The 21185-nt window shown below is 75.0% G+C and carries 24 protein-coding genes and 1 pseudogene; 8 read left to right on the forward strand and 17 right to left on the reverse strand.

The window, feature by feature from the left end; all coding sequences use genetic code 11:
* Positions 1–74: 74 nt before the first annotated feature.
* A complete protein-coding gene (locus CP974_RS16065) occupies positions 75–755 on the reverse strand; it encodes a TetR/AcrR family transcriptional regulator (RefSeq protein WP_031130768.1) in 681 nt (226 codons plus the stop codon).
* 108 nt (positions 756–863) lie between these two features.
* On the opposite strand from CP974_RS16065, the gene CP974_RS16070 reads away from it, so the two are divergent.
* Positions 864–1829: an NAD(P)-dependent alcohol dehydrogenase gene (locus CP974_RS16070; protein WP_031130766.1), complete on the forward strand. Its 966-nt coding sequence runs from the start codon at positions 864–866 to the stop codon at positions 1827–1829.
* A 21-nt stretch (positions 1830–1850) separates the two neighbouring features.
* Here CP974_RS16070 and CP974_RS16075 read toward each other — a convergent pair whose 3' ends face one another.
* Positions 1851–1991, reverse strand: coding sequence for a transposase (locus tag CP974_RS16075; RefSeq protein ID WP_223844390.1), 141 nt, complete (start codon positions 1989–1991; stop codon positions 1851–1853).
* 189 nt (positions 1992–2180) lie between these two features.
* Here CP974_RS16075 and CP974_RS16080 point away from each other — a divergent pair, with 189 nt between their 5' ends.
* The gene (locus CP974_RS16080; protein ID WP_031130764.1) at positions 2181–3080 is read left to right on the forward strand and encodes a glycoside hydrolase family 19 protein; all 900 of its coding nucleotides are present in this window, start codon (positions 2181–2183) and stop codon (positions 3078–3080) included.
* A 169-nt stretch (positions 3081–3249) separates the two neighbouring features.
* Here the strand turns inward: CP974_RS16080 and CP974_RS16085 are convergent, their stop codons facing one another.
* The 3 genes from CP974_RS16085 to CP974_RS16095 form a co-directional block, all read right to left on the reverse strand.
* Positions 3250–4125 carry an alpha/beta fold hydrolase gene (locus CP974_RS16085; protein ID WP_031130762.1) on the reverse strand — a complete coding sequence of 292 codons (876 nt, stop codon included), beginning with the start codon at positions 4123–4125 and terminating at the stop codon, positions 3250–3252.
* Between the two features lie 134 nt (positions 4126–4259).
* Positions 4260–4721, reverse strand: coding sequence for a GNAT family N-acetyltransferase (locus CP974_RS16090; RefSeq protein ID WP_031130760.1), 462 nt, complete (start codon positions 4719–4721; stop codon positions 4260–4262).
* A gap of 70 nt (positions 4722–4791) precedes the next feature.
* A complete protein-coding gene (locus CP974_RS16095; protein WP_051839309.1) occupies positions 4792–5850 on the reverse strand; it encodes a helix-turn-helix transcriptional regulator in 1059 nt (352 codons plus the stop codon).
* 96 nt (positions 5851–5946) lie between these two features.
* Between CP974_RS16095 and CP974_RS16100 the strand changes: the two genes are divergently transcribed.
* The gene (locus CP974_RS16100) at positions 5947–7218 is read left to right on the forward strand and encodes an FAD-dependent oxidoreductase (RefSeq protein ID WP_031130757.1); all 1272 of its coding nucleotides are present in this window, start codon (positions 5947–5949) and stop codon (positions 7216–7218) included.
* A 92-nt stretch (positions 7219–7310) separates the two neighbouring features.
* Here CP974_RS16100 and CP974_RS16105 read toward each other — a convergent pair whose 3' ends face one another.
* On the reverse strand, positions 7311–7892 hold the full coding sequence (locus tag CP974_RS16105; RefSeq protein ID WP_031130755.1) for a TetR/AcrR family transcriptional regulator: 582 nt from the start codon (positions 7890–7892) through the stop codon (positions 7311–7313).
* A gap of 132 nt (positions 7893–8024) precedes the next feature.
* Between CP974_RS16105 and CP974_RS16110 the strand changes: the two genes are divergently transcribed.
* Entirely contained in the window at positions 8025–8939 is a 915-nt protein-coding gene (locus CP974_RS16110) for an NAD(P)-dependent oxidoreductase (RefSeq protein ID WP_051839307.1), read from the forward strand.
* 44 nt (positions 8940–8983) lie between these two features.
* Here CP974_RS16110 and CP974_RS16115 read toward each other — a convergent pair whose 3' ends face one another.
* The 4 genes from CP974_RS16115 to CP974_RS16125 are packed head-to-tail and all read right to left on the reverse strand — an operon-like array spanning position 8984 to position 10534.
* The gene (locus CP974_RS16115; protein WP_031130751.1) at positions 8984–9232 is read right to left on the reverse strand and encodes a hypothetical protein; all 249 of its coding nucleotides are present in this window, start codon (positions 9230–9232) and stop codon (positions 8984–8986) included.
* The gene (locus tag CP974_RS29670; RefSeq protein ID WP_051839305.1) at positions 9229–9459 is read right to left on the reverse strand and encodes a hypothetical protein; all 231 of its coding nucleotides are present in this window, start codon (positions 9457–9459) and stop codon (positions 9229–9231) included. Before CP974_RS29670 ends, CP974_RS16115 begins: the two co-directional genes overlap by 4 nt.
* Positions 9456–9701, reverse strand: a complete 246-nt coding sequence (locus tag CP974_RS16120) for a DUF397 domain-containing protein (protein WP_031130747.1) — start codon at positions 9699–9701, stop codon at positions 9456–9458. The genes CP974_RS29670 and CP974_RS16120 overlap by 4 nt, the downstream gene beginning before the upstream one ends.
* Positions 9698–10534, reverse strand: coding sequence for a helix-turn-helix domain-containing protein (locus CP974_RS16125; protein ID WP_150485818.1), 837 nt, complete (start codon positions 10532–10534; stop codon positions 9698–9700). Before CP974_RS16125 ends, CP974_RS16120 begins: the two co-directional genes overlap by 4 nt.
* A gap of 159 nt (positions 10535–10693) precedes the next feature.
* Between CP974_RS16125 and CP974_RS16130 the strand changes: the two genes are divergently transcribed.
* Entirely contained in the window at positions 10694–11125 is a 432-nt protein-coding gene (locus CP974_RS16130; RefSeq protein WP_031130743.1) for a hypothetical protein, read from the forward strand.
* A gap of 32 nt (positions 11126–11157) precedes the next feature.
* Here CP974_RS16130 and CP974_RS16135 read toward each other — a convergent pair whose 3' ends face one another.
* From CP974_RS16135 to CP974_RS16160, 6 genes and pseudogenes are all read right to left on the reverse strand, one after another.
* Positions 11158–11769 carry a hypothetical protein gene (locus tag CP974_RS16135; RefSeq protein WP_031130742.1) on the reverse strand — a complete coding sequence of 204 codons (612 nt, stop codon included), beginning with the start codon at positions 11767–11769 and terminating at the stop codon, positions 11158–11160.
* 7 nt (positions 11770–11776) lie between these two features.
* Positions 11777–13123: a DUF7224 domain-containing protein gene (locus tag CP974_RS16140; RefSeq protein WP_031130740.1), complete on the reverse strand. Its 1347-nt coding sequence runs from the start codon at positions 13121–13123 to the stop codon at positions 11777–11779.
* Positions 13120–13983, reverse strand: coding sequence for an ATP-binding cassette domain-containing protein (locus tag CP974_RS16145; protein ID WP_223844383.1), 864 nt, complete (start codon positions 13981–13983; stop codon positions 13120–13122). Before CP974_RS16145 ends, CP974_RS16140 begins: the two co-directional genes overlap by 4 nt.
* 11 nt (positions 13984–13994) lie before the next feature.
* Positions 13995–14402, reverse strand: coding sequence for a hypothetical protein (locus tag CP974_RS16150; RefSeq protein ID WP_031130736.1), 408 nt, complete (start codon positions 14400–14402; stop codon positions 13995–13997).
* 261 nt (positions 14403–14663) lie between these two features.
* On the reverse strand, positions 14664–15422 hold the full coding sequence (locus CP974_RS16155) for a putative protein N(5)-glutamine methyltransferase (protein WP_037940157.1): 759 nt from the start codon (positions 15420–15422) through the stop codon (positions 14664–14666).
* 588 nt (positions 15423–16010) lie between these two features.
* A pseudogene (locus CP974_RS16160) lies at positions 16011–16619 on the reverse strand (DJ-1/PfpI family protein); the annotation flags it as partial.
* Between the two features lie 206 nt (positions 16620–16825).
* Here CP974_RS16160 and CP974_RS16165 point away from each other — a divergent pair.
* The 3 genes from CP974_RS16165 (at position 16826) to CP974_RS16175 (ending at position 20108) form a co-directional block, all read left to right on the forward strand.
* Positions 16826–18298: an aspartate aminotransferase family protein gene (locus CP974_RS16165; protein WP_150485819.1), complete on the forward strand. Its 1473-nt coding sequence runs from the start codon at positions 16826–16828 to the stop codon at positions 18296–18298.
* Positions 18299–18454: 156 nt separating this feature from the next.
* On the forward strand, positions 18455–19174 hold the full coding sequence (locus tag CP974_RS16170; RefSeq protein ID WP_037938131.1) for a GntR family transcriptional regulator: 720 nt from the start codon (positions 18455–18457) through the stop codon (positions 19172–19174).
* 283 nt (positions 19175–19457) lie between these two features.
* Positions 19458–20108, forward strand: a complete 651-nt coding sequence (locus CP974_RS16175) for a putative DNA-mimic protein (RefSeq protein ID WP_031132647.1) — start codon at positions 19458–19460, stop codon at positions 20106–20108.
* 204 nt (positions 20109–20312) lie between these two features.
* Here the strand turns inward: CP974_RS16175 and CP974_RS16180 are convergent, their stop codons facing one another.
* Positions 20313–21029: an SLATT domain-containing protein gene (locus tag CP974_RS16180; protein WP_031132645.1), complete on the reverse strand. Its 717-nt coding sequence runs from the start codon at positions 21027–21029 to the stop codon at positions 20313–20315.
* Positions 21030–21185 lie beyond the last annotated feature (156 nt).

Raw genomic sequence — 21185 nt, forward strand, 5'->3', positions numbered from 1 at the left:
CCCCTCGACTGGGGCCTGTTGCGAAAGTGGCGCGGTCGCCCGAAGGGCGGCCACGCGGCAGGCGCCGCTTCGTATCAGGTTCCGGAGGACCGCTGTCCCTGGGAGCCGTGGGCCGCGAGCGGAAGACTGCGCAGCGACAGTGCGCTCGGCGCCGGCAGCGGTCCGTGGGCCGCCTCGGCGCGGAACGACTGGAGCAAGTACGCCACCAGACGCCGGGACGCCGCACGGTCACCCGGCAACGCGGTGACCAGACCGCAGTGGGACAACAAGGCCACGGCAATGTCGGAGGGGTGGAAGTCGGCCCGCAGCACGCCCGCCGCCTGAGCCCTGCGGACCAGGGTCATGAAGTCCTGCTCGGCCTGTTCCCGTACCCGCGCGTGTTCTCGCGTGCTGTCCGGGAAGGCCGCGACGAATGCGGCCGGGAAGCCCCGTTCCTCCCGTTGTAGTTCGCAGACCGTCTCGACCAGTCGCTGGAAGCCCTGCCACGGATCGGGGTCGGCCAGCGCCTCGGTGAGCGTCCGAGCACAGATGTCCATCTGGTGCGCGAACGCGGCCCGCACCAGGGCCTCCCGCGTCGGGAAACGCCGGTACAGCGTCGCCACGCCGACCCCCGCCCGCCGGGCCACGGTCGCCATGGGCGCGTCGATGCCGTGCTCGGCGAAGACCACGCGGGCAGCCGAAAGGATGCGCCGCCGGTTGCGCCGGGCGTCCGCCCGCAGACTGTCCTGCCCCGCGATCCGAGAGGATTCCCCCACCGCTGTCTCTCACCTCCGGTCAAATGGACGATCTCGTCCGTTTGCCAGCCTACGCTCGGCGCCACGATCCCCCGCACGGCCACTGGTGGCGAAGGTGAGAACGCGACGATGGACGACCGCACGATGAAAGCCGTACTGTTCGACCGCTTCGGCGGCCCCGAGGTGCTGTATGTGGGCCGGGTGCCACGTCCCGGACCGGCACCCGGCGAGGTCCTCGTGCGCGTGCGCGCGTTCAGTGTGAACGGCGGCGAACTGGCGGCCCGTTCCGGTCGGGCCCGCCTCGTCACCGGCCGGAAGTTCCCGCAGCGCATCGGGCTGGACTTCACTGGCGAGATCGCCGCACTCGGCACCGGCGCGACCGGCGTAGCGGTCGGCGACCAGGTGTGGGGCGTCCTGGGCCGCAGCTCCGGATTCGGCAGCGCCGCCGAGTACGTGACGGTACGGCCCGAGCGGCTCGGCCGGGTCCCGGACGGACTGGACCTCGTGGCCGCTGCCGCGCTGCCGGTGGCCACCACGGCCATCACGGCCCTCCGCGACAAGGCCGCACTGCGCCCCGGCGAACGGCTGCTTGTACGGGGCGCGGCGGGCGGCGTCGGCAACGCCGCCGTCCAGCTGGGACAGGCGTACGGTGCCGAGGTCACGGCCCTGGCCCGCGCTGCCAACCTCGACTTCGTCCGTACGCTCGGTGCCCACCACGCCGTCGACCACCGGACCGTGTCCGCTGCGGAACTGGGACTGTTCGACGTGGTCCTCGACACGGCGGGCACCGACCTGCGTACCGTACGGCGGATGCTGAAGCCGGGCGGACGCATGGTCACCGTCGCCTTCGACCTGACGCGGCCCGCCGCCTCGCTGGGCTACATCGCGGCCAGCGCCGTCCACGGACGCGGCCGGGTGCGCTTCTTCAGCGGCAACCCCGAACGTGCGCTCTTCGACGACCTCGCCCGCCAGGTGACAGAGGGGAAGCTGCGGCCGGCGGTGGACACGGTCTTCCCGCTGAATGAGACCGCGGCCGCACACCGGGCGCTGGAGGCGGGCGGTGTGCGGGGCAAGTACGTGGTCAGGGTCGACTAGGGTTTGTTGGGAAGGTGCTGGTCACAGCCACTCGTCGAGGACTGCACGGGTCCGCCACCGAATGCCGTCCATCAGCTGCCGTCGCGTCCACACCGGCGGACGGCCCGGCTTGATGCCCTGCGGCAACAACGGCTCAAGCCGGACCCACTGCCCATCCGTCAGATCACCACGCCCCGCAGGGCGTGATCAACCACGACCAAGATCCACTTTCGCAGCAGCAGACCTTAGCCGCGACCTGACACGCGATCGACCCGTGTCCCCGTCCATCACTTGTCTGGTCCGGACCTATTGACAGGTCCAGACCAATGCGGTGAAGTGGGCCGCCACCCCCCGCTTCGAAGGAGTGTTGACGTGTCACGACGCCTCGGCGCCCTGCTGGCCGCGTTCGCCACGGCCGCGGGCCTGACGGTCCTGCTCCCCGCCTCGACGGCCTCCGCGGCCGACTGCGCGGCGCCCTGGAGCGCGTCCTCGGTCTACTGGGGCGGCAACACCGCCTCGTACGACGGCCGCAACTGGCAGGCCAAGTGGTGGACGCAGAACGAGCGGCCCGGCGCGGCGGCCGTCTGGGCCGACCAGGGCTCCTGCGGCTCCGGTACGCCCGACCCCGACCCGACCGACCCGCCCGCGCCGTCCGGCTTCGTCGTGTCGGAGGCGCAGTTCAACCAGATGTTCCCGAACCGGAACCCGTTCTACACGTACAGCGGCCTGAAGGCGGCGCTCAGCGCGTACCCGGCGTTCGCGACGACGGGCGGCGCCACGGTCAGCCGCCAGGAGGCGGCGGCGTTCCTGGCGAACGTCAGCCACGAGACGGGCGGCCTCGTCCACATCGTGGAGCAGAACACGGCCAACTACCCGCACTACTGCGACGCGACCCAGCCGTACGGCTGCCCCGCCGGACAGGCCGCCTACTACGGGCGCGGCCCGATCCAGCTCAGCTGGAACTTCAACTACAAGGCGGCCGGCGACGCCCTCGGCATCGACCTGCTGAACAACCCGCACCGCGTCGAGCGCGAGGCGGCCGTCGCGTGGAAGACGGCCCTCTGGTACTGGAACACCCAGAACGGCCCCGGCACGATGACCGCGCACCACGCGATGGTGACCGGCGCGGGCTTCGGCCAGACGATCCGCTCCATCAACGGCGCGCTGGAGTGCGACGGGCGCAACCCGGCCCAGGTGCAGAGCCGGGTGACCAAGTACCAGCAGTTCACGCAGATCCTGGGCGTGGCACCGGGCGCCAACCTGTACTGCTGACCCGCCTCCCCGCGAGCGCCCCGGCCCCGCTCCCTCCCGCGATCCCGGAGGGGGCGGGGCCGCGACGTGCGTCCGGGCACTCGGACCCTCGCACCCGGTGGCGCCCGGAAGGCACCCGGAAGGGCGCCCGGAAGGCACCCGGAAGGGCGCCCGGAAGGGCGCCCGCCGCTCAGGCGCCCGTGTGGCGCAGGATCGCCTCGGCCAGCGGGCCCAGCACGGGGGCCGGGAGGGCGTGGCCCATGCCGGGGACCTCCACGACCCGCGCTCCCCGGATCACCTGCGCCAGGTGCCGGGCGTGCGGCGGCGGGAACACCGGCTCGGCGGTGGCGGACACGACGAGGACGGGCACCCTTGTCGCCGCGAGCGCCTCGGTGCGGACCATCCCGTCCGGGGACGCCTGCGCGTGGGCGGTGCTGACGCGGGCGTGCCCGGTGTGCGCGAGGATGCGCCGCTCCTGCTCCCGTACGGCCTCCGCGTCGAACGGCAGCGCGTCGCCGTGGAGCAGCCGCCAGTGCTCGACCCGCCATTCCAGCTCGCCCGCCTCGTCCAGGTCCTCCGGCCGGTTCGCCCACATCTCCAGGATGCGCGGGTCGATGCCCGGCAGGTCCTCGACGGGGGTCGCGGTGCCGTCGGGCGCGGTGTACGGGGTCGTGCTGAGCGCGCAGGTGCCGATGAGCGTGGCGCTGAGGACCCGCTCCGGGTGGTCGGCGAGCAGGAGCTGGGCGAGCATGCCGCCCAGGGACATGCCGACGAGGTGGGCGCGCTCCACGCCGAGGGCGTCCAGCACGGCGAGGGCGTCGCGCGCGAGGTCGGTGATCGCGTACGGCTCCGTCTCGTACGACCAGGTGGAGCGGCCCGTGTCGCGGTGGTCGTAGCGGATGACCCGGTGGTGGGCGGCCAGGGCGTCGACCAGTTCCCCGGGCCAGGCGAGGCCGGACGCCTGGGCGCCCATGACGAGCAGCAGCGCGGGGGCGTCGGCGGCGCCGCGCTCCTCGACCCACAGGCGGACGCCGGGCGCGGTCTCGACGAGGTGTTCACGGTGCATGGACAGACCCCCACGGTAAGAGCTAGACGAGACGTCTCGTCTCGTTTGATGGGTGGAGCGTAGCGCACCCGCCGCGCGCACGCACCCCCCTTGCCCGTGCCCGTCCTCGCGGGGCGCCCGACCACCCCCGCGGCTCAGGCCAGCCGCAGGTCCACCCACGGGATCGTGTCGCCCTCCAGCAGGTACCGCTCGATCTCCACGAAGCCGCGCCGCAGTGCGAAGCGCAGCCCCGACGCGTTGGAGGAGAGCACCACGGTCTCGACGACGCCCGCCCCCAGCTCCCGCGCCCGCCGCAGCCCCCGCTCGTACAGCTCCGTGCCGTGGCCGCGGCCCCGGTACGGGGGGAGCACCCGCGCGATCACCGTCGCGGTGTCCGGGGCCTCGCCGGTCGGCGGCCGCACGGTGGCGCACCCGATGGCGGTGCCGCCGAGGTAGGCGACCTCCAGGATGTTCCGCCCGGCCCGCTCGCGGACGTCGTCCGGGGACAGCGGGTGCGTGGGGATGATCTCGTTGTGGATGCGCCGCCAGTCCTCCGCGAGGCCCCCGGCTCCCGCCCCGGTCCCGCCGTCCACCCGCTCGATGCGCAGTTCGCTCATCCCCGCAGCCAACCGGCCGCCCCCGCCCCTGTCCACCGACTTCCGCCCTCCGGGGGCCCGTACGGGCGGTTCAGCCGTCGTCGCGGTGCGGGGGCGGCGACGGGTCCCGGGGAGCCGCCTCGCGGGCCGGGCCGGGCTCCCCGGTGCCGGCGGCGGCCATGCGGTGGCCCAGGCGCCGGCACGCCTGGGCGAGTTCGGGCGGGTGGAGGTCGCTGAGCCCGGTGTCGAAGGTCGCGAGGATGCCGGCGACGCCGGCCCAGGACCAGGCGCCGAGGGTGAGCCGGCAGTGCTCGCCGTCGAGGTGCTCGATGACCGAACCGCCCGGCGCCCAGCGGGCGACGACACGGGCCGGCAGGTCGAGTCGGGCGGAGCCGGTGCACGGCCACGCGGCGGGGGAGTCGCCGCGGTCGTGACTGCTCGTCACGAAGTGGGCGAGGTCGCCGTGGGGCAGCTCGCGTGCGCCGAAGGACCGTGTCGTGGGGCGGGCGCGCAGCCGGTCGACACGGTGCACCCGCCACCGCTCGTCCTGGAGGTCGTAGGCGACCAGGTACCACCGCCCGGCCCAGACGACCAGGTGGTGGGGTTCGACGCGGCGCGCGGGACGGAAGTCGCCGTCGCCGGGACCGGGGCGCGAGCCGTCGGCTCGGAGCGTCTCGGTCACCAGGACGCGGCGATGGCGCACCGCGGCTCCCACGGCGGTGAGCGCGGCCGGGTCGATGGGAGGCGCCGGGAACTCCCAGTAGTTCCGCAGGCTGGTCAGGCGCAGCGACTTCGTGGTCGCCCGCAGGGCGGTGGGCATGGCCTGCTCCAGGGTGACCAGCGCGCGTGCCGCGCCCTCTCCGAGGCCGAAGACCGAGCTGGGCGCGGTCTGCAGGGCCACCGCGACCGCGACCGCCTGGTCGTGGTCGAAGACCAGGGGTGGCAGCGGGTGGCCCGAGCCGAGCCGGTATCCGCCGTCGGGTCCGTGGACGGTCGTGACCGGGTACCCGAGCCGGCGCAGCGTCTCGATGTCACGGCGCGCGGTGCGCTCGCTGACGCCGAGCGCGGTGGCGAGCTCGCGAAGCGGCCGCAGCGCGCCCGTCCCGAGCAGTGACAGGAGGCGCAGTGCCCGGTGTGAGGTGCTCGCCATCCTCCCATCATGGCCGGTGGTGGCCACTCGGTGTCCACCACCGCTGCCACGGTGGTCCCCGTCCGGCGAGTCGGCGGTGGGAAGGAACGGTTCGGCATGCGTGTGGTCGTGGTCGGTGGCGGGATCGGTGGACTGGCGCTCGGGGCGGGACTGCGCCGCCGGGGGTACGAGGTGGCGGTGTTCGACCGCGACACCGATGTGGCGCATACGGGTGGGTACCACATCACCCTGGACGAGCGGGCCCAGTCGGCGCTGCGGGAACTGGTGGAGCCGCACCTCGTGCGGCGGCTGCTGGCGTCGGCCTCGGCGCTCCGGCACCGCGACCGCGACGCCTTCTGGGACCGCCGCGGACGGCTGCTCGGCTTCGGGCCGGAGCTCGGCGGCGGTGCCGGTGTCGACGTCGACCGCATCACCCTGCGCACGCTCCTGGCGGAGGCGGTCGGCGACGACCTGCACCTGGGGCGGACCGTGTCCGGTGTCGAGCGGGGCGGTGCCGACCGGGGTGGTGTCGACCAGGGCGGTCTCGACCGGGGCGGCGCGGGGCGGGGCGGCGACGGCGCGCCACGGGTGCTGTTCGCGGACGCGGCACCGGTCACGGCGGACCTGGTGGTGGGCGCGGACGGCACCCACTCCCTGGTCGCCCGGCACCTGGCGGGGGGCCCGGTGAACAGTCCGGCGGGCATCGTCGGAGTCTCCGGCCGCACGGCCCGCGGCGACCTGAGCGCGGGTGAGCGGCGGCGGCTCGGGCTCCGGTCGGGACTGGCGACCGGCCCGCGGGGCTCGGCCCTGTACGTCGGCTTCCTCGACCCGGTCGGCAACGCCGCGCTCGACGCCCCGGAGCTGAGGATGTCCCGCACCACCGGCCCCACCTACATCTGGGGCGCCATGGTCGCCGAGGCCGCCGCGGCCTGTCTGCGCGGGCTGCGCGGCGCCGAGTTGCGGGACGCGCTTCCGGGGCTCTTCCGCGAGCGGGGGTGGGCCGGGCACACACTGGAGGTCATCGCGCGCGCCGACCCGGACAGCGTGGCCGCGTACCGGTTCCACGCCGCCTCGACGCGGGCCGGGGACCTGGCGCCGTGGCCCGCGGGCCGGATCACCGCGCTGGGCGACGCCGTGCACGCCACGCCGCCCACGGCCGGCATGGGCGCCGGGGCGGCGATCCGCGACGCCGCCGCCCTGCTGCGCCACCTGGGCGACGCCGACGCCGGTGAGGGGGGTACGGCGCTGGTCGAGGCGGTCGGCCGGTTCGAGGCCGGCATGCGCCGGCGCGGCAGCGAGGTCCTCACCCTCGGCATGCGGACGGTGCGCCTCATCCTGGCCGCCGACTCCCCGGTCGACGCGGCCGCCGAGGTGGGCGGCCTCCGGTAGCCGTCGGGGTCGGCACCTCCCCGCCCGTGGGGCCGGCCCGACCGGAGGAGCCGCCCCGGCGTGGTCGCCGTCCGTCCGGGGCCGGTGCCCCGCTACCTCGTCGGCGCGTACGAGCGGAGCAGGCGGGCCAGGTGCCGGCCCGCGGCCCGCAGGGGCTCGTCGGAGCGGCGGACCTGGGAGGTGACCTCGGCGCCCTCCAGGGTGGCGATGACGGTCGTGGCCAGGTCCCGGGCGTCCTCGGCGGCGAAGCCGGCGCCCGCCAGCTTCTCGTACACCAGGCGCTCCCAGTCGCGCAGCGCCTCCGCGCAGGCCCGCTGGACCCCCGTGTCGGTGCCCAGGGTCTCCAGGGCGGCCGCCGTGACGGGGCACCCGTCGGTCCACCCCGAGGCCCGCAGCGCGCGGGCGAGGTGGTCGGCGCAGTGCGCGACGGCCTCGGCCGGGTCCTCCGTGCTCTCCAGCGACTCCCGCAGGAGCGCCGCGAACTCCGCGCCGCCGTGCCCGATCGCGGCGACCGCCACGGCCTCCTTGCCGCCGGGGAAGAAGTGGTAGACGGAGCCGAGCGTGGCCTCCGCCTCCGTGGCGATCTGCTTGATGCCCGTCCCGACGTACCCCTGGCGCTGGATGAGGCGCGCGGCGGTGACGACGATCCGTTCGCGGGTCCCGGCTGTCTGCATGGGGCGATCGTACCGAGCGGTTGAGTAGAGCGTTCGTTCTAGAGGCGTGCTACGTTGCTCTCGTGTCTGGATAGAGCGTTCGTTCTAGAACGTGCCGTCCGGTGTCGTCCGCATGTCTGAGAGGTGGAATCCATGAGCAGCAGCCCCACGCCCGCACCCGCGACCACGACCGCCCCCACACCCGGCCCCGTCACCGTCATCGGTCTCGGCCCCATGGGCCGTGCGATGGCCGGGGCCTTCCTCGACCGCGGCCACGCGGTCACCGTCTGGAACCGCACCGCCTCCCGTGCCGACGCCCTCGTCGGTCGCGGCGCCCGTCTCGCGGGCTCGGTCGAGGAGGCGCTGACCGCCGCCGAGGTGATCGTCCTGAGCCTCACCGACTACGACGCGATGTACGCCGTGCTGGGCGGCGCCGACCCCGCCGCCCTGCGGGGCCGCGTCCTGGTGAACCTCACCTCCGACACGCCCGACCGGGCCCGGGAGGCCGCCGCCTGGGCGGCGGAGCGGGGCGCCGCCCAGCTCACCGGCGGGGTCCTCGTCCCGCCGTCGGGCATCGGGAACGCGGCCTCCACGACCCTCTACAGCGGTCCGCGCGACGTCTTCGACGCCCACCGCGCCACGCTGGAGGCGCTGACGGGCGCCGACCACCGGGGCGAGGACCCGGCGCTGGCGGCACTGCTGTACCAGCTGAACATGGTGATGTTCTGGACCGCCCTGTCCGGCTACTGGCAGGCCCTGGCGGTGGCGGGAGCCCACGGCCTCACCGCCGCCGACCTGCGGCCGCTCGCCGTGGACGCCCTGGACCTGCGGCAGTTCGTGGAGTTCTACACGCCCCGTGTCGACGCGGGCGACCACCGGGGAGACGTCGACCGGATCGCCATGGCCCTGGCCAGCACCGAGCACGTCGTCCACACCGTCGCCGGCGCGGGCGCCGACACGGCCCTGCCCGAGGCCGTCGCCGCGCTGTTCCGGCGCGCGGTGGAGGCCGGGCACGGGGCGGACAGCGCGACCCGCCTGGTGGAGGTCCTGCGCGAGCCGGCGGCCTGAGCCGGGAGGGAAGGGGGAGGGGGCGGTCGTGCGACCGGGCCGGGTCAGACGTACACGACCCGCACGACCGTGACCGTCGAGACGCCGCGGCTCACGTAGTAGCGGATGACCACGCCCGAGACGGTCGCCTCCCGCCGGTCGTCGTCCGTGCCGATGGGCACCGAGCCGTACCCGTACGGGTCGGGGACGAGCCAGGTGCGCATCCCCGTGTCGAACCGCGAGCGCAGCGCCGCGCCCATGGAGTCCAGCGCGAGGTCGGCGGGCGGTGCGTACTGGAGCCGGTAGCGGGTCACTCCCGCACGTCCTCGCCGCGCGCCAGGCGCTCGAACAGCTCGGCGTCCTCCCGGTCGGCGTCCGTGGTGGACAGCGCCCACCGCGCCAGCGCGACCGGCAGCTCCGCCACCGGCACGTGCGGGATCTCCGCGTCGAAAGCCGCCGCCCGGTCCGCGTCCAGCGCCGCCCGGATCGCCGCGATGGTGCCGGGCAGCTCCACGAGCCGCCCGGCGATCACGGTTCTCACGGCGTGGTCGTGGCGCCCGCGACGAACGCCGCCCACGCCGAGGGCGCCACGGCGAACGTCCCGCCGTCGGGGTCCTTGGAGTCACGGACATGGACGGTGTGCGCGCAGGCGGCGACCTCGACGCAGTCGCCGCCGCTGCTGCTGCTGTACGACGACTTGTGCCAGTCGAAGGCCACTTCGACGCAGTCGCCGCCGTTCGGGTTGCTGTAGCTCGACTTGAACCACCGCAGGCTGCTGCTCACTGCTGATCTCCTGCCAACCGCTCGATGAGGCCCAGCGATTCACGGGGAGCAAGGGCCTGTCCCCGGATCCTCGCATACCGCTGCATGTAGGTGCTGACCTTTGCCGGGTCGCTGATCAGGAGGCTCTCGTCCTGGGGTTCCAGGTAGACGAGGTGTTCGTGCTCCTGCGTCTCAAGGACATTCAGCTGCCCCTGGTTCCCTGCGTACTCGCCGTGCAGCGCGCAGTCCAGGGGCAGTACCTGGATCGTTACGTTGCGCCTGCGGGCGCACTCCGCGAGGAAGCGCAACTGCCCCCGCATCACCGCCTGGTCGCCGATGGGCCGGAGCAGCGCCGCCTCGTCCAGGACCAGCTCGATGAGCGTGGGGGGCTCCCGGTCGAAGACCTCCCGCCGCGCCACCCTCGCGTCGACCAGCTCCTCCACCCGCTCCTCCGTGAGGATGGGGAACCCTCCGGCGATGAGCGCCCGTGCGTACTCCTCCGTCTGGAACAGCCCGTGGACGACCGGAGTCGCGAACAGGTGCAGGTTCAACGCGGCCCGCTCCAGCAGCGCGTACTCCTTGAACTGCACCGGGCACTTCTCGATCCGCAGGTACAGCCGGGACTCCTGGAAGAAGCCCATCCCGTCGCCGATGGCCTCCTCCAGTTTGACCAGCATCTGGTCGCTGGCCGGTTGGGCGCATGTCTCGACGCCGCTGATCGCCGCGCCCGAGAAGCCGCACATCTCGCCGAGCTGCTCCTGGGGCAGTCCCTTCTGCTTCCGCAGGGTGCGGGTCATGTGGGCGACGAGTTGCGCCGTCGGGGTCGCCTTCTCCTTGTTTTCCTGCCCAGCCATTTTCGCTCCACGCATGGACTCGACCGGTCTCGACCGATCTCAACTGATCGCCCTCGAATTCGACTGCACGGCACGGCGTATGCCCAGGTCAGGACCGTTGTCGCGGTCCTTCGGCAGCCATGGAGAACGCTAACCCCGAGCGCGCACAATGACCCAGTGATGTCGAGGAATCACCGAGAACAGCTTGACTGGGTCCCGCTTTCGGGATATCTGCTCCGCAAAGCCGGGGTGCAATTCGACGCCGTGCGGCTCGACGGCCGGGGCGCGCGGCTCGTGGCCGACTGCCTGGAGGGCATGACGGACGGCGAACCGGGGCCGGTCGTGCACCGGGTCAACGGGCGGCGGAGCATGTACTTCCTCTTACCGCCGGGCAGCACGTATCGCAGGCCCTGGCCGGCCGTGGCCGTGCGGTTCAACGGGGAGGCGGGGCGGATCAGTTACGTGCCGGTGCCCGCGCTGGAGGGGGACACGTGGCCGCTGACGTGGCGGTTCCCGCCCACGGAGCCGGGGCGGTTCGTGCACCCGCTGCTGCTGCGGAGCGCCGTCGTGGCGCTGCTGCTGAACCGCCCCGGCACGCTCGGCGGCGGGTGAACGGGGGCGGGGCGCTGTGCCTCCGCCCGGTGCTACGCCTCCGCCCGGTCCTCCGCGCGGGGCGGGCCGGGCGGCAGGACCAGGGCGGTCAGCCACAGCACGGCGGCGATGAGCAGGGCGGAGGGCCGGGACGCCGTCTCGATGGACCAGGCCCACCACTCGGGGACGTTGTCCTCGCCGACGCCCAGCAGCAGCGTCGGGCCGAAGGTGCCGAGCGGCAGCAGCCACGCCAGACCGCTGCCGAACAGGCGGGCGCTGATCACCGCGAGGCCCAGGTACCCGGCGGCGTTGCGGGCGGACGCCGCGAACACCTCGAAGGGCAGCCCGGCCGCCATGGGCAGCGCCGACAGGACGACGGCGAGCAGGGTCAGCGCCACCAGGTGCACCCGGCGGTACGCGCCCATCGGCTGGGCCGCCGTGTGCTCCAGGTCCGCCATGGGGGAGTGCACGGTGGTGCCGAGGACCACCGCGTACGCCACGGGCGCGACCGCCGCGACCGGGACGCTGAAGTCCACCAGGTACCGGAAGTCCGGGACGTCCACCCGGACGCTGGTGAAGGCGGTCGCGGCGAGCGCCACGAGCAGCGAACCGGCCGCCGCGCGCGGGACGTTGCGGCTGCGGGCGAGGGCGGCGACGGGGTTCACCGGGCGGTCACCGGGGCAGCGGGGGGACGGGGCGGCAGGCGCCGATCGCGCGGGCGGCGGCTTCGAGCCAGGCGTTCTGCGCGGCGGCGGGCGCCTTCCGGACCCGCTCGACGGCCTCCGCGAACCGGTCGCCGTAGTACGGGGCCGGGGACCCGGCGCGCGCGTGCACCAGGGCCTGGACGAGGAACGTGTCGGGGTATCCGCCCGTCTCCCGCATCACGTGCGGTTCGCACTCGTACGGCGGCTGGGGGAGCGACGCGTCGAGCATCGCCTCCGCCATGGACCGCCGGTCCAGCACCGGCTGGTTCACGGGCAGTTCCACGGCTCCGGGGGCGCCCCCGGAGCCGGTGGCGCCGCCGGCGCCCGTACCGTCCGCGCCCTCCGGGACGGTGAGGCCCGTGGCGTAGAAGCCGCGGTGGAAGGCGGTGAGCGGGCCCAGTGCCCGGTCCACCGTGCGGACCGCCGCCCCGGCCTCCGGCAGCAGGTGCCGGTCGGCGGGCCACAGGCACGCCGTCGTGCGCCCCTCCGTGACGCAGGCCGGCCGCTCCGGCTGCCCGGCGGGCACCGCCCAGAACGAGTGCGACTCCGGAGCGCGGAACGACAGCAGGGCGCCCCCGGCGACCAGCGCCACCACGGCCGGGACCACGGCGAGCGGTCCGGGCGACAGCACCTCGCGGCGCACCAGCGCGGGCACGGCCAGCAGGGCCAGCGCGGCGGCGGCGCACCAGGCCGCCGCCACCAGGAGGCGGGCCGTGTGCGGCGCGTACGCCGTGTCCAGGTGCTCGTCGATCGCGGGGAAGAGGCGGGCCGGGGGCAGGTCCGGCACGAAGGCGAAGACCACGAACATCGCGTACCAGAGGAGGCCCATCACCGGCGCGGTGATCCGCGTGGGCAGCAGCGTCCCGGCGGTGACCCCGGCGGCGATCTGGAGGCCGGTCATCGCCACGCCCAGCAGGAGCGGGGACCACACGGGCTCGGTGACGTCGCTGACCGACGCGGTGCGCTGGAAGGCGACGGCCGTCATCACGGCGTACGCGACCAGCGACCACAGCCAGGCCGCCGCCCACAGCAGCAGGGCCTGCTGCCAGCCGCCGCGCGGCGTCGTGTCCGCCCACAGGGCGGTGCGGGTGCGCCGGGCGCGGCTCGCGCTCCACGCGGCGGCGGCGCTCATCAGGGAGCCCATGACGATCACGCCGAAGATCTGGACCTTGATGGACGCCTGGTTCCACCAGCCGATCCAGTCGCTGGACGCGGGGTCGGCGGACGCCAGGTACCAGACCCCGGCGAGGGCCGACAGCACGGCGACCTTGCCCGCCTCGCCGCGCCGCATCTCGTGGAGGAGGACCCGCGTCATGAGGCGGCCCCGCTTCCCCGGCCTGCGTGGCCTCCCTGACCCGTGCGGCCTCCCTGGTCTCCGTGGCGCTCCACCACGGCCAGGTAGCCGGACTCGACGGCCGGGCCGGTGACCTCGACGGGCTTCCCGGACCGCGCCGGGCCCCGCGCGCACAGGTCGGTGAGGGAACCGGTGAAGCGCACCCGCCCGTCCAGCAGGACGTGGACGCGGTCGCAGACGTGGGCGACGTCCTCGGCGAGGTGGGTGCTCATCACCACGGCGGAACGCTCCCCGAGATCCTTGATGAGAGCGCGGAAACCGACCCGCTGGGCCGGGTCCAGCCCGACCGTCGGCTCGTCCAGCAGGAGGAGGGCCGGCTCGTTCACCACGGCCTGCGCGATGCCGGCGCGGCGCAGCATGCCTCCGGACAGCTCGCCCATGCGGCGGTCCGCGTGCTTCTCCAGCTCGACCAGGCGCAGCGCCTCGCGGGTCCGGTCCGCCCGCCGGGCGCGCGGCACCTTCCGCAGCCAGGCCGCGTACTCCACGAACTCCCGCACGGTGAAGCGAGGGTAGTAGCCGAAGGACTGCGGCAGGACGCCGACGCGGGCGCGCACGGCGCGCACCCGCGCCCGGCCGCCGACCGGCTCGCCGAGCAGCGACACCGTGCCCTCGTGCGGGCGGCGGGCGGTGCTCAGCAGGGACAGCAGCGTCGTCTTGCCCGCGCCGTTGGGACCGAGCAGCGCGGTGGTGCCGGGGCGGAACTCCGCGCTCACGCCGTCGAGGGCGACCACGGTCTTGTAGCGGACCGTGGCGCCCTCGACGGCCGCGACCGCCGCGGCCGGCTCGGTGCCGGCCGCGGCGGTGTCACTTTCTACGGACACGACTTCCCTGGTCAGTTATGGGCGGAGACGAAGCCGACGGCACGGCTGCCGGGCACACCCGCCCAGGTCGCCTTGGTGTAGTAGTTACCATTCCGGGTCGTCGTGCCGGCGGAGCCGCAGCCGAAGGCGTCCCTGTAGTTCCGGGACGTCGAGGCGATCTTCGGGTCAGGCATCAGCGACTTGTCCTGGTAGACGTACGCGCTGAAGGTCTTCAGATCGTTCGTCGGGACGTCACCGCACGCCTTGGCGCGGTTGGTGCTGGTGCCCTTCCAGCGGTCGCCGTCCTCCTTCGACCCCGCGGTGGCGATCGAGAAGGGCAGACGGCTGTTGGTGATCTCGCCGGCCACGGCGGCGCCGACCGGGAAGGCCAGCGCCGCGGTCAGGCCGACGGCGGCTATGCGAGCGCGGGTACGCGTCATGGTGTTCCCCCTGTTTTCGATGTTCGGTTGTGTGGTGGTCAGCCGCCGTCGACGCTAGTCCGAGATCGGCCACGTTCCTGTGAGAGGGGTCACGATGCGGTCGGGTTGGCTGGAAAGTGTGCTGGTGGAGGCGGAGTTGCCCCGTGGGGCCGGGGGGACCGGCGGGGGCGGGCGGGGGGGATTGGCGGGATCCCGCCGTCAGGGCGGCGGCCGGGCGGTCAGCGGCGGCGGCGGGGTCGGTCCGCGGCGTAGGCCGGGCGGTCAGCGGCTGGGGCGGGTGGCGATGACGACCGTCGCGTAGCGGTCGTCGCATGTCGCCACCCGCGCGGTCAACTCGCCGTCCGCCTCCGCGACCAGGGCCGCGGCGGGTGCCTGGGCCTCGCTCGTCTCGAACAGCAGGCTGCCGCCCGGTGCCAGCCAGCCACCCGCCCCGGCCGCGACCCGGCGCAGCACGTCCAGGCCGTCCGGGCCCCCGTCGAGCGCGACCGGCGCCTCGTGGACGCGGGCCTCGGCGGGCAGGAACGGCACCTCGGCCGTGGGTACGTACGGGACGTTCGCCAGCAGTACGTCCACCCGGCCGCGCAGGCCGGGCGGGAGGGCGGCGAACAGGTCGCCCTCGTGGACCCGGCCGCCCAGCGGCGCGAGGTTGCGCCGGGCGCACCGTACGGCCGCCGGGTCGATGTCGGCCGCGTGCAGGTCGGCCGCCCCGCCCAGCGCGGTCACCAGGGCGGCGCCCAGCGCGCCCGTACCGCAGCACAGGTCCACGACCAGGGGGCGCCGGTACCGCCGGGCGAGGACGGCGGCCCGCTCCACCAGGAACTCGGTGCGGCGGCGCGGTACGAAGACCCCCTCGTCCACGGCGACCCGCAGCCCCGCGAAGTCGGCCCAGCCGACGACGTGTTCCAGCGGATGCCCGGCGGTCCTGCGCGCCACCATCGCGGCCAGCTCGCCGGGGGTGCGGGCGGCGGCCAGCAGCAAGGCGGCCTCGTCCTCGGCGAACACGCACCCGGCCGCCCGCAGCGCCGCGACGACCCCGGCGGGGGCGGTGACGGGCGGGGTGGATGCGGAGGGGGTGGCGCCGGGCGTGGCGGCGCCGGGCGCGGCGGGGCCGTGCGGGGCGGGTGCCTCAGGGGCGTGTGCGTCGTACGGGTCGTGTGCGTCGTACGGGTCGCACGGGTCGTGTGCGTCGTACGGGTCGCACGGGTCGTGTGCGTCGTACGGGGCGTGCGCGTCGTGCGGGGAGGGTGGGTGCGTGGGCACGGGAAGCCTTTCGGAGCCGCTGGTGCGATGCGGCGCTCCCCGAGGTCCCGCTACGGTCGCGGCGTCGCCGCCGTACCGCCCGTGGAGGGAAGCGCCCAGCCTTGCCTGGCGTTGATGGGTGCCACCTCCTTGTTCCCTCGTGCGTCCTGTGACGCCCCGTGATGTCCCGCGCACCCTACCCGACGGCCCTCCCGGCCGGCCGTACCGCCCCCGGCCACCGCCGGCCGCTCACCTGCCCCCGGGCTTCCCGGAGGCATCCTGCGCCCCAGGCCCCCCGGCTGCCTCCGGCGGCCTGGAGTCCCCGGACGCCTCCGACGCCGCGGGGCGCGCGGGCGCCTCCGGCTCCTCCGCGTTCAGCAGGGCGTACGCGGCCGGGTCCGAGTCGTGGAACAGCCGGTACCAGGCGTCCAGCCGCTCCCCCTCGAACACGCCGAGGCGGCCCAGCACCTCGCGGGCGAGCGCCACCGGCTCCGTCGACCCGGCGGTGATCAGGTCCCCGGCCGTCACGGCGTCCGCCTCCACGTAGTGCCCGCCGCCCCGGTAGCCGGTGGCCTCCAGGTAGGCGGCGGCGGAGCTGGTGTGCGGCCGGTCGTCGAGCAGCCCCGCGCGGGCCAGCCCGGCGGTCGCCCCGCAGATGGCCGCGACCGGTACGCCCGCGTCGAGGAACGCGCGGGCCTTCGCGGCGAACGGCGCCAGCTCGTCCGTCGTGTCCCACAGGTCCGCGCCGGTCAGCACGAGCAGGGCGCTGTCGTCCGCGAACAGGTCGGCGAGCGCCATGTCGGGTGTGATCCGCAGGCCGCCGATGGTGGTGACCGGATCGGTGGTCGGGCCCACCGTGCGGACCTCGTACCCGCCGCGCGCCAGCCAGGCGGTCGTGTGGCCGGTCTCCCAGTCGGCGAACGAGTCGTAGACGGCGAGGTGGACGGTTCTGCGGGGATGGGGGGTGGTGCTGGTCATGGCGGCCTCCTGGACGCTGCTCCGTGCCCGTACCTTCACATGCTGCGCGACCGATGACGGTTGCCGTCGAGCGTCCGCACCGCGCGTCGGCAGGACGGCGAGCCGTCACGGCGGCCGGGGTCGACCGGACACCCTGCCGACCCCGGCGCCCACGGCCATACAACCTGGCCATGTCGCCGGGCGGCGAGCGCTTTTACGCTCACCGCATGACCGCTGACGCAACCTCCCGCCCCGCCCCCGCCCCGGCTTCCGGCGCCCCCGCCCCCGCGCCGGCCCCCGCCCCGTCCCCGGCCTCCGGTGCCGCCGGCCCCGCCCCCGGGCTTCCGGCACCCGGCCCCGCGACGGGCGCCGCCGTGAAGGCCGCCGACCGGGCGCACGTCTTCCACTCGTGGTCCGCGCAGGCGCTCATCGACCCCCCGGCCGTCGCCGGCGCCGAGGGCGCGTACTTCTGGGACCACGACGGCAACCGCTACCTCGACTTCACCAGCGGCCTCGTCTTCACCAACATCGGCTACCAGCACCCCAAGGTCGTCGCCGCGATCCAGGAGCAGGCGGCCCGGCTCGTCACCTTCGCGCCCGGCTTCGCCGTGGACGTGCGCTCCGAGGCGGCCCGGCTCATCGCCGAGCGCACCCCCGGCGACCTGGACAAGGTCTTCTTCACCAACGGCGGCGCCGAGGCCGTCGAGAACGCCGTCCGCATGGCCCGGCTGCACACCGGCCGCCACAAGGTGCTCAGCGCCTACCGCTCCTACCACGGCGCCACCTCCGCGGCCATCCACCTGACCGGCGACCCGAGGCGCTGGCCGTCCGACACGGGCGCCGCCGGGGTCGTCCACTTCTGGGGGCCGTTCCTCTACCGCTCGCCCTTCCACTCCGGCAGCGAGGCGCAGGAGTGCGAGCGGGCGCTGGCACACCTGGAGGACACCCTCGTCTTCGAGGGGCCGGGCACGGTCGCGGCGATCGTGCTGGAGACCGTCCCCGGCACGGCCGGGATCATGCCTCCGCCGCCCGGCTACCTGCGGGGCGTGCGCGAACTGTGCGACCGCCACGGCATCGTCCTCGTGCTGGACGAGGTCATGGCGGGGTTCGGGCGGACGGGCCGCTGGTTCGCGGCCGAGCACCACGACGTGGTCCCCGACCTGCTCACCTTCGCCAAGGGCGTGAACTCCGGGTACGTGCCGCTGGGCGGTGTCGCCATCTCGGCGGAGATCGCCGCGACCTTCGACCGCCGCCCCTACCCGGGCGGGCTCACCTACTCCGGCCACCCGCTGGCCTGCGCGGCGGCCGTCGCGACGATCCGGGCCATGGAGGAGGAGGGCGTCGTGGAGGCCGCCGACCGGCTGGGTGCCGAGGTCCTCGGGCCGGGCCTGCGCGCGCTGGCGGCCCGCCACCCGTCGGTGGGCGAGGTGCGGGGCCTGGGCGCGTTCTGGGCGCTGGAGCTCGTACGGGACCGGGAGACGCGCGAGCCGCTCGTCCCGTACGGGGCGACCGGCGAGGCCAACGCCCCCATGGCGGCCTTCACCGCCGCGTGCCGGGCGCGCGGGCTGTGGCCGTTCGTCAACATGAACCGCACCCATGTCGTGCCCGCCTGCAACCTGACGGACGCCGAGGCGAAGGAGGGCCTGGCCGCCCTGGACGCGGCGCTGTCGGTGGCGGACGAGCACACGGCGGGGGCCTGACGGGCCGACCGCGCCGACCGCCCCGAACGGCCGGGACGCCGGGACCGGGCGGGCGACCGGCCGCTGCCGTCCGATTCCGTACTGTGACGCGGCTCCTGCCGGTGACCCCTCCGACTGGGCTTAAGGTGTCCGAAACCGGACGGAGGGGACCTGCCCATGCCCGCGAGCGCACCCGTGACCCGCAGCACCCTGCGCCAGCAGATCGCGGACGCGCTGCGTGACGAGGTGCTCGCGGGGCGTCTCCAGCCGGGGCGGGAGTTCACCGTCAAGCAGATCGCGGAGCAGTACGGCGTCTCCGCCACGCCCGTGCGGGAGGCGCTGGTCGACCTGTCGGCGCAGGGCCTCCTCGACTCGGACCAGCACAAGGGGTTCCGCGTCCACCAGTTCACGGTGCGGGACTACCGGGACATGGTGGAGGGCCGCGCCCTGGTGGTGGACGGCATCCTGCGCCGCCACAAGGCGCGCGAGGCCGGCCCCGCCCGGCCGTGCGTTCCGGAGGCGGCGCTCGGCTCCGTGCGGCGCCGGGCCGAGGCGGCGGCGCGGGCCGCGCGCGCCGGGGACCTCGACGTGCTGATCGGCTACGACCTGCGGTTCTGGCGGGAGCTGGCCGGACTGGTGGCCAACCACTACATCGCGGACTTCCTGCACCGGCTGCGCGTCCACGCGTGGGTCTTCGCCGTGCCGTACCTGCGGGGCGACCGGCGGGTGCGGGACTGGCTGTGGAGCGGCCACGAGGAGCTGGCGGACGCCTTCGCGGCGGGTGACGCGGGGCGGTTGGTGGCCGTCCTGGACGCGTACCACGTCCACTCGCTGAGCTGGGCCGACCACCTGGAACGGCTCCCCGCGCCCCGCACGGGGCCCGAACACCCGGCGTGACGCGGGGGCGCCGCGCCGCCCGCCGCGAAGACCCGGCCCGTCTCCCGTCCGGCCCTCGGCCCGGTTCCCGCTCGGGCCCGTGCCCCGGCCCGTGCCCTGGCTCCTGCCCGTGCCCTCGGCCTGGTTCCCGCTCGGGCCCGCGCCCCGCTGCCGCCCCTGGGCGCACGGTGGCGGGCTTCGGCGGCGGGGCCGCCGGGTATCACTGTGACCCGGCTACTCTGTGCCGACCGTCGGTGCCTACCGGCTCCCGCAGCAGACGCCCCGATCCGAGAGCGAGCCCACCTTGGCCTGTGACCTGTGGCTGGTCCCCCTCGTCGACGTGCTGTGCCACAGCCCTGACAACCCGTTCGCCGAGGAGATCGCCGCGTACGACCGGGCGCTGACCGAGTCGGGACTGCCGACCGTGCCGGTCTTCGCGTACATGCCCGGCCTGTCCGGGGACGTCGCGCCCGTCGCCGGATTCGACTACGACGCCCTGCACTTCCTGCGTCGCGCCTACCTGCTCCAGGTGTGCGGCCTCGCGGTCACCCCCGTCGACGAACTGGGCGGCGACTACGAGCAGTTGCTGGAGATGTTCGAGCCGACCGCGCAGCGCTCCCACCTGGTGTGGCACTACGACCACGCGGGCGCCTACGTGCCGGTCGACTTCCCCGCGCCGCTCTCCACCGAGGAACTCCTCGCGGGCGGCGGCCCGCTGGGCTCCGCCCAGGGGCTCCTGCGCGAACTCGAGTACGTCGCCCCCTCGATCGGCATCGACCCGGCGAACCCGCCGGCCGCGCCCGAGCCGCCGAGGCACCCGACGTCCCTGGAGGAGCCGGCGGCCCCGATCCCGTACGAGGACAGCCCGTTCGCCCGCGAGCGGCACGTGTGGCTGGGCCTGCACGCGGCGGCCACCCGGAGCCTCGGCCAGGGGTCGATGATCATCTTCAGCTGACCGGGCCCCGGCTGCCGGGTCCTCCCGGGAGGCCGTCCCTCGGCTCCCGCCCCTCGGCCGGGTCCCGCCCCTCCGGGTGCCGAGCCCTTGCGGCCCCGAACCCCCGGCCCGCCCCCCGGCACCGCCCCGGTACCGGCACCGCCCCGGTGCCGACACCGTCCCCGCCCCGGCGGCGCGCTCCGGGACCGCCGCCGTGCGGCCCGCTCAGCGGGGTTCCGGGGGCCGCTGGCGGGGCATGTTGGGGCGGGCCGACGGGGGCAGCAGCCGCCCCGCGCCCGCCCCGCCGCCGGAAGTCTCCGCCCGCGCGGGCGCGGCCCCCAGGGACTGGGTGGCGAGCGGCGCCGGGCCCGCCCGGAACTCCACCATCCAGTCCGCCGTCTCCGCCCGGACCAGCTCCGTCACGTCCTCGGAGAACCGCCGCAGCACCACCAGGCACCGCTCGGCCGCCTCCGCGGACGTGCCCTCCGCCGGGCCCAGCACCTCCCGCACGTTCTCCGAGGCCCAGTCGAACTGCAGCGCCTGCAGCCGCCGGTGGACCGCCTGCGAGGTCGCCACGTCCCGCATCCAGCCCGAGGTCAGCCCGAAGTACCGGTCGCAGGCCAGGCACGCCCCCGCGAGCAGCAGCGACAGGTAGCCCCACCCCGCCGCCCCGTCCAGCGCGTCCGTCAGGTCCAGCAGCGGCAGCGCCGCGCCCAGGACCCCGCCGAGCGCGGTGCCGAACCGCAGGGTGCGGGCCCCGCGGCGCTTCCACACCCGGTCGGCCAGGTACCAGCCGGCGGTGCGCAGGGCGTTTCCCTCCACCCACCGGTACAGCTCGTGGAGCCGCTCGGCCGGCTCACCCCAGTCGCCGAGCGGGAACGGCCGTCCCGTCAGGTCCTCCCCCCGGGCGGGCCCCCCGGGCTGCATCTCCGGCTGGCTCACCGGGGCACTCCTCTGCGCTCAGCGTGACACCGTGTGACGAATGTGACGTACGGTGATGGGAACGAGGTCGTGGCGGCGTGTGGCGTCCGCCGCGGAGCCCCCTTCCTACCGCCGAATGGCGGCCACCGGAGGCGTAATCCGGGGATTTCCGCACGG

It is taken from the genome of Streptomyces fradiae ATCC 10745 = DSM 40063, assembly GCF_008704425.1.
Lineage (GTDB): Bacteria > Actinomycetota > Actinomycetes > Streptomycetales > Streptomycetaceae > Streptomyces > Streptomyces fradiae.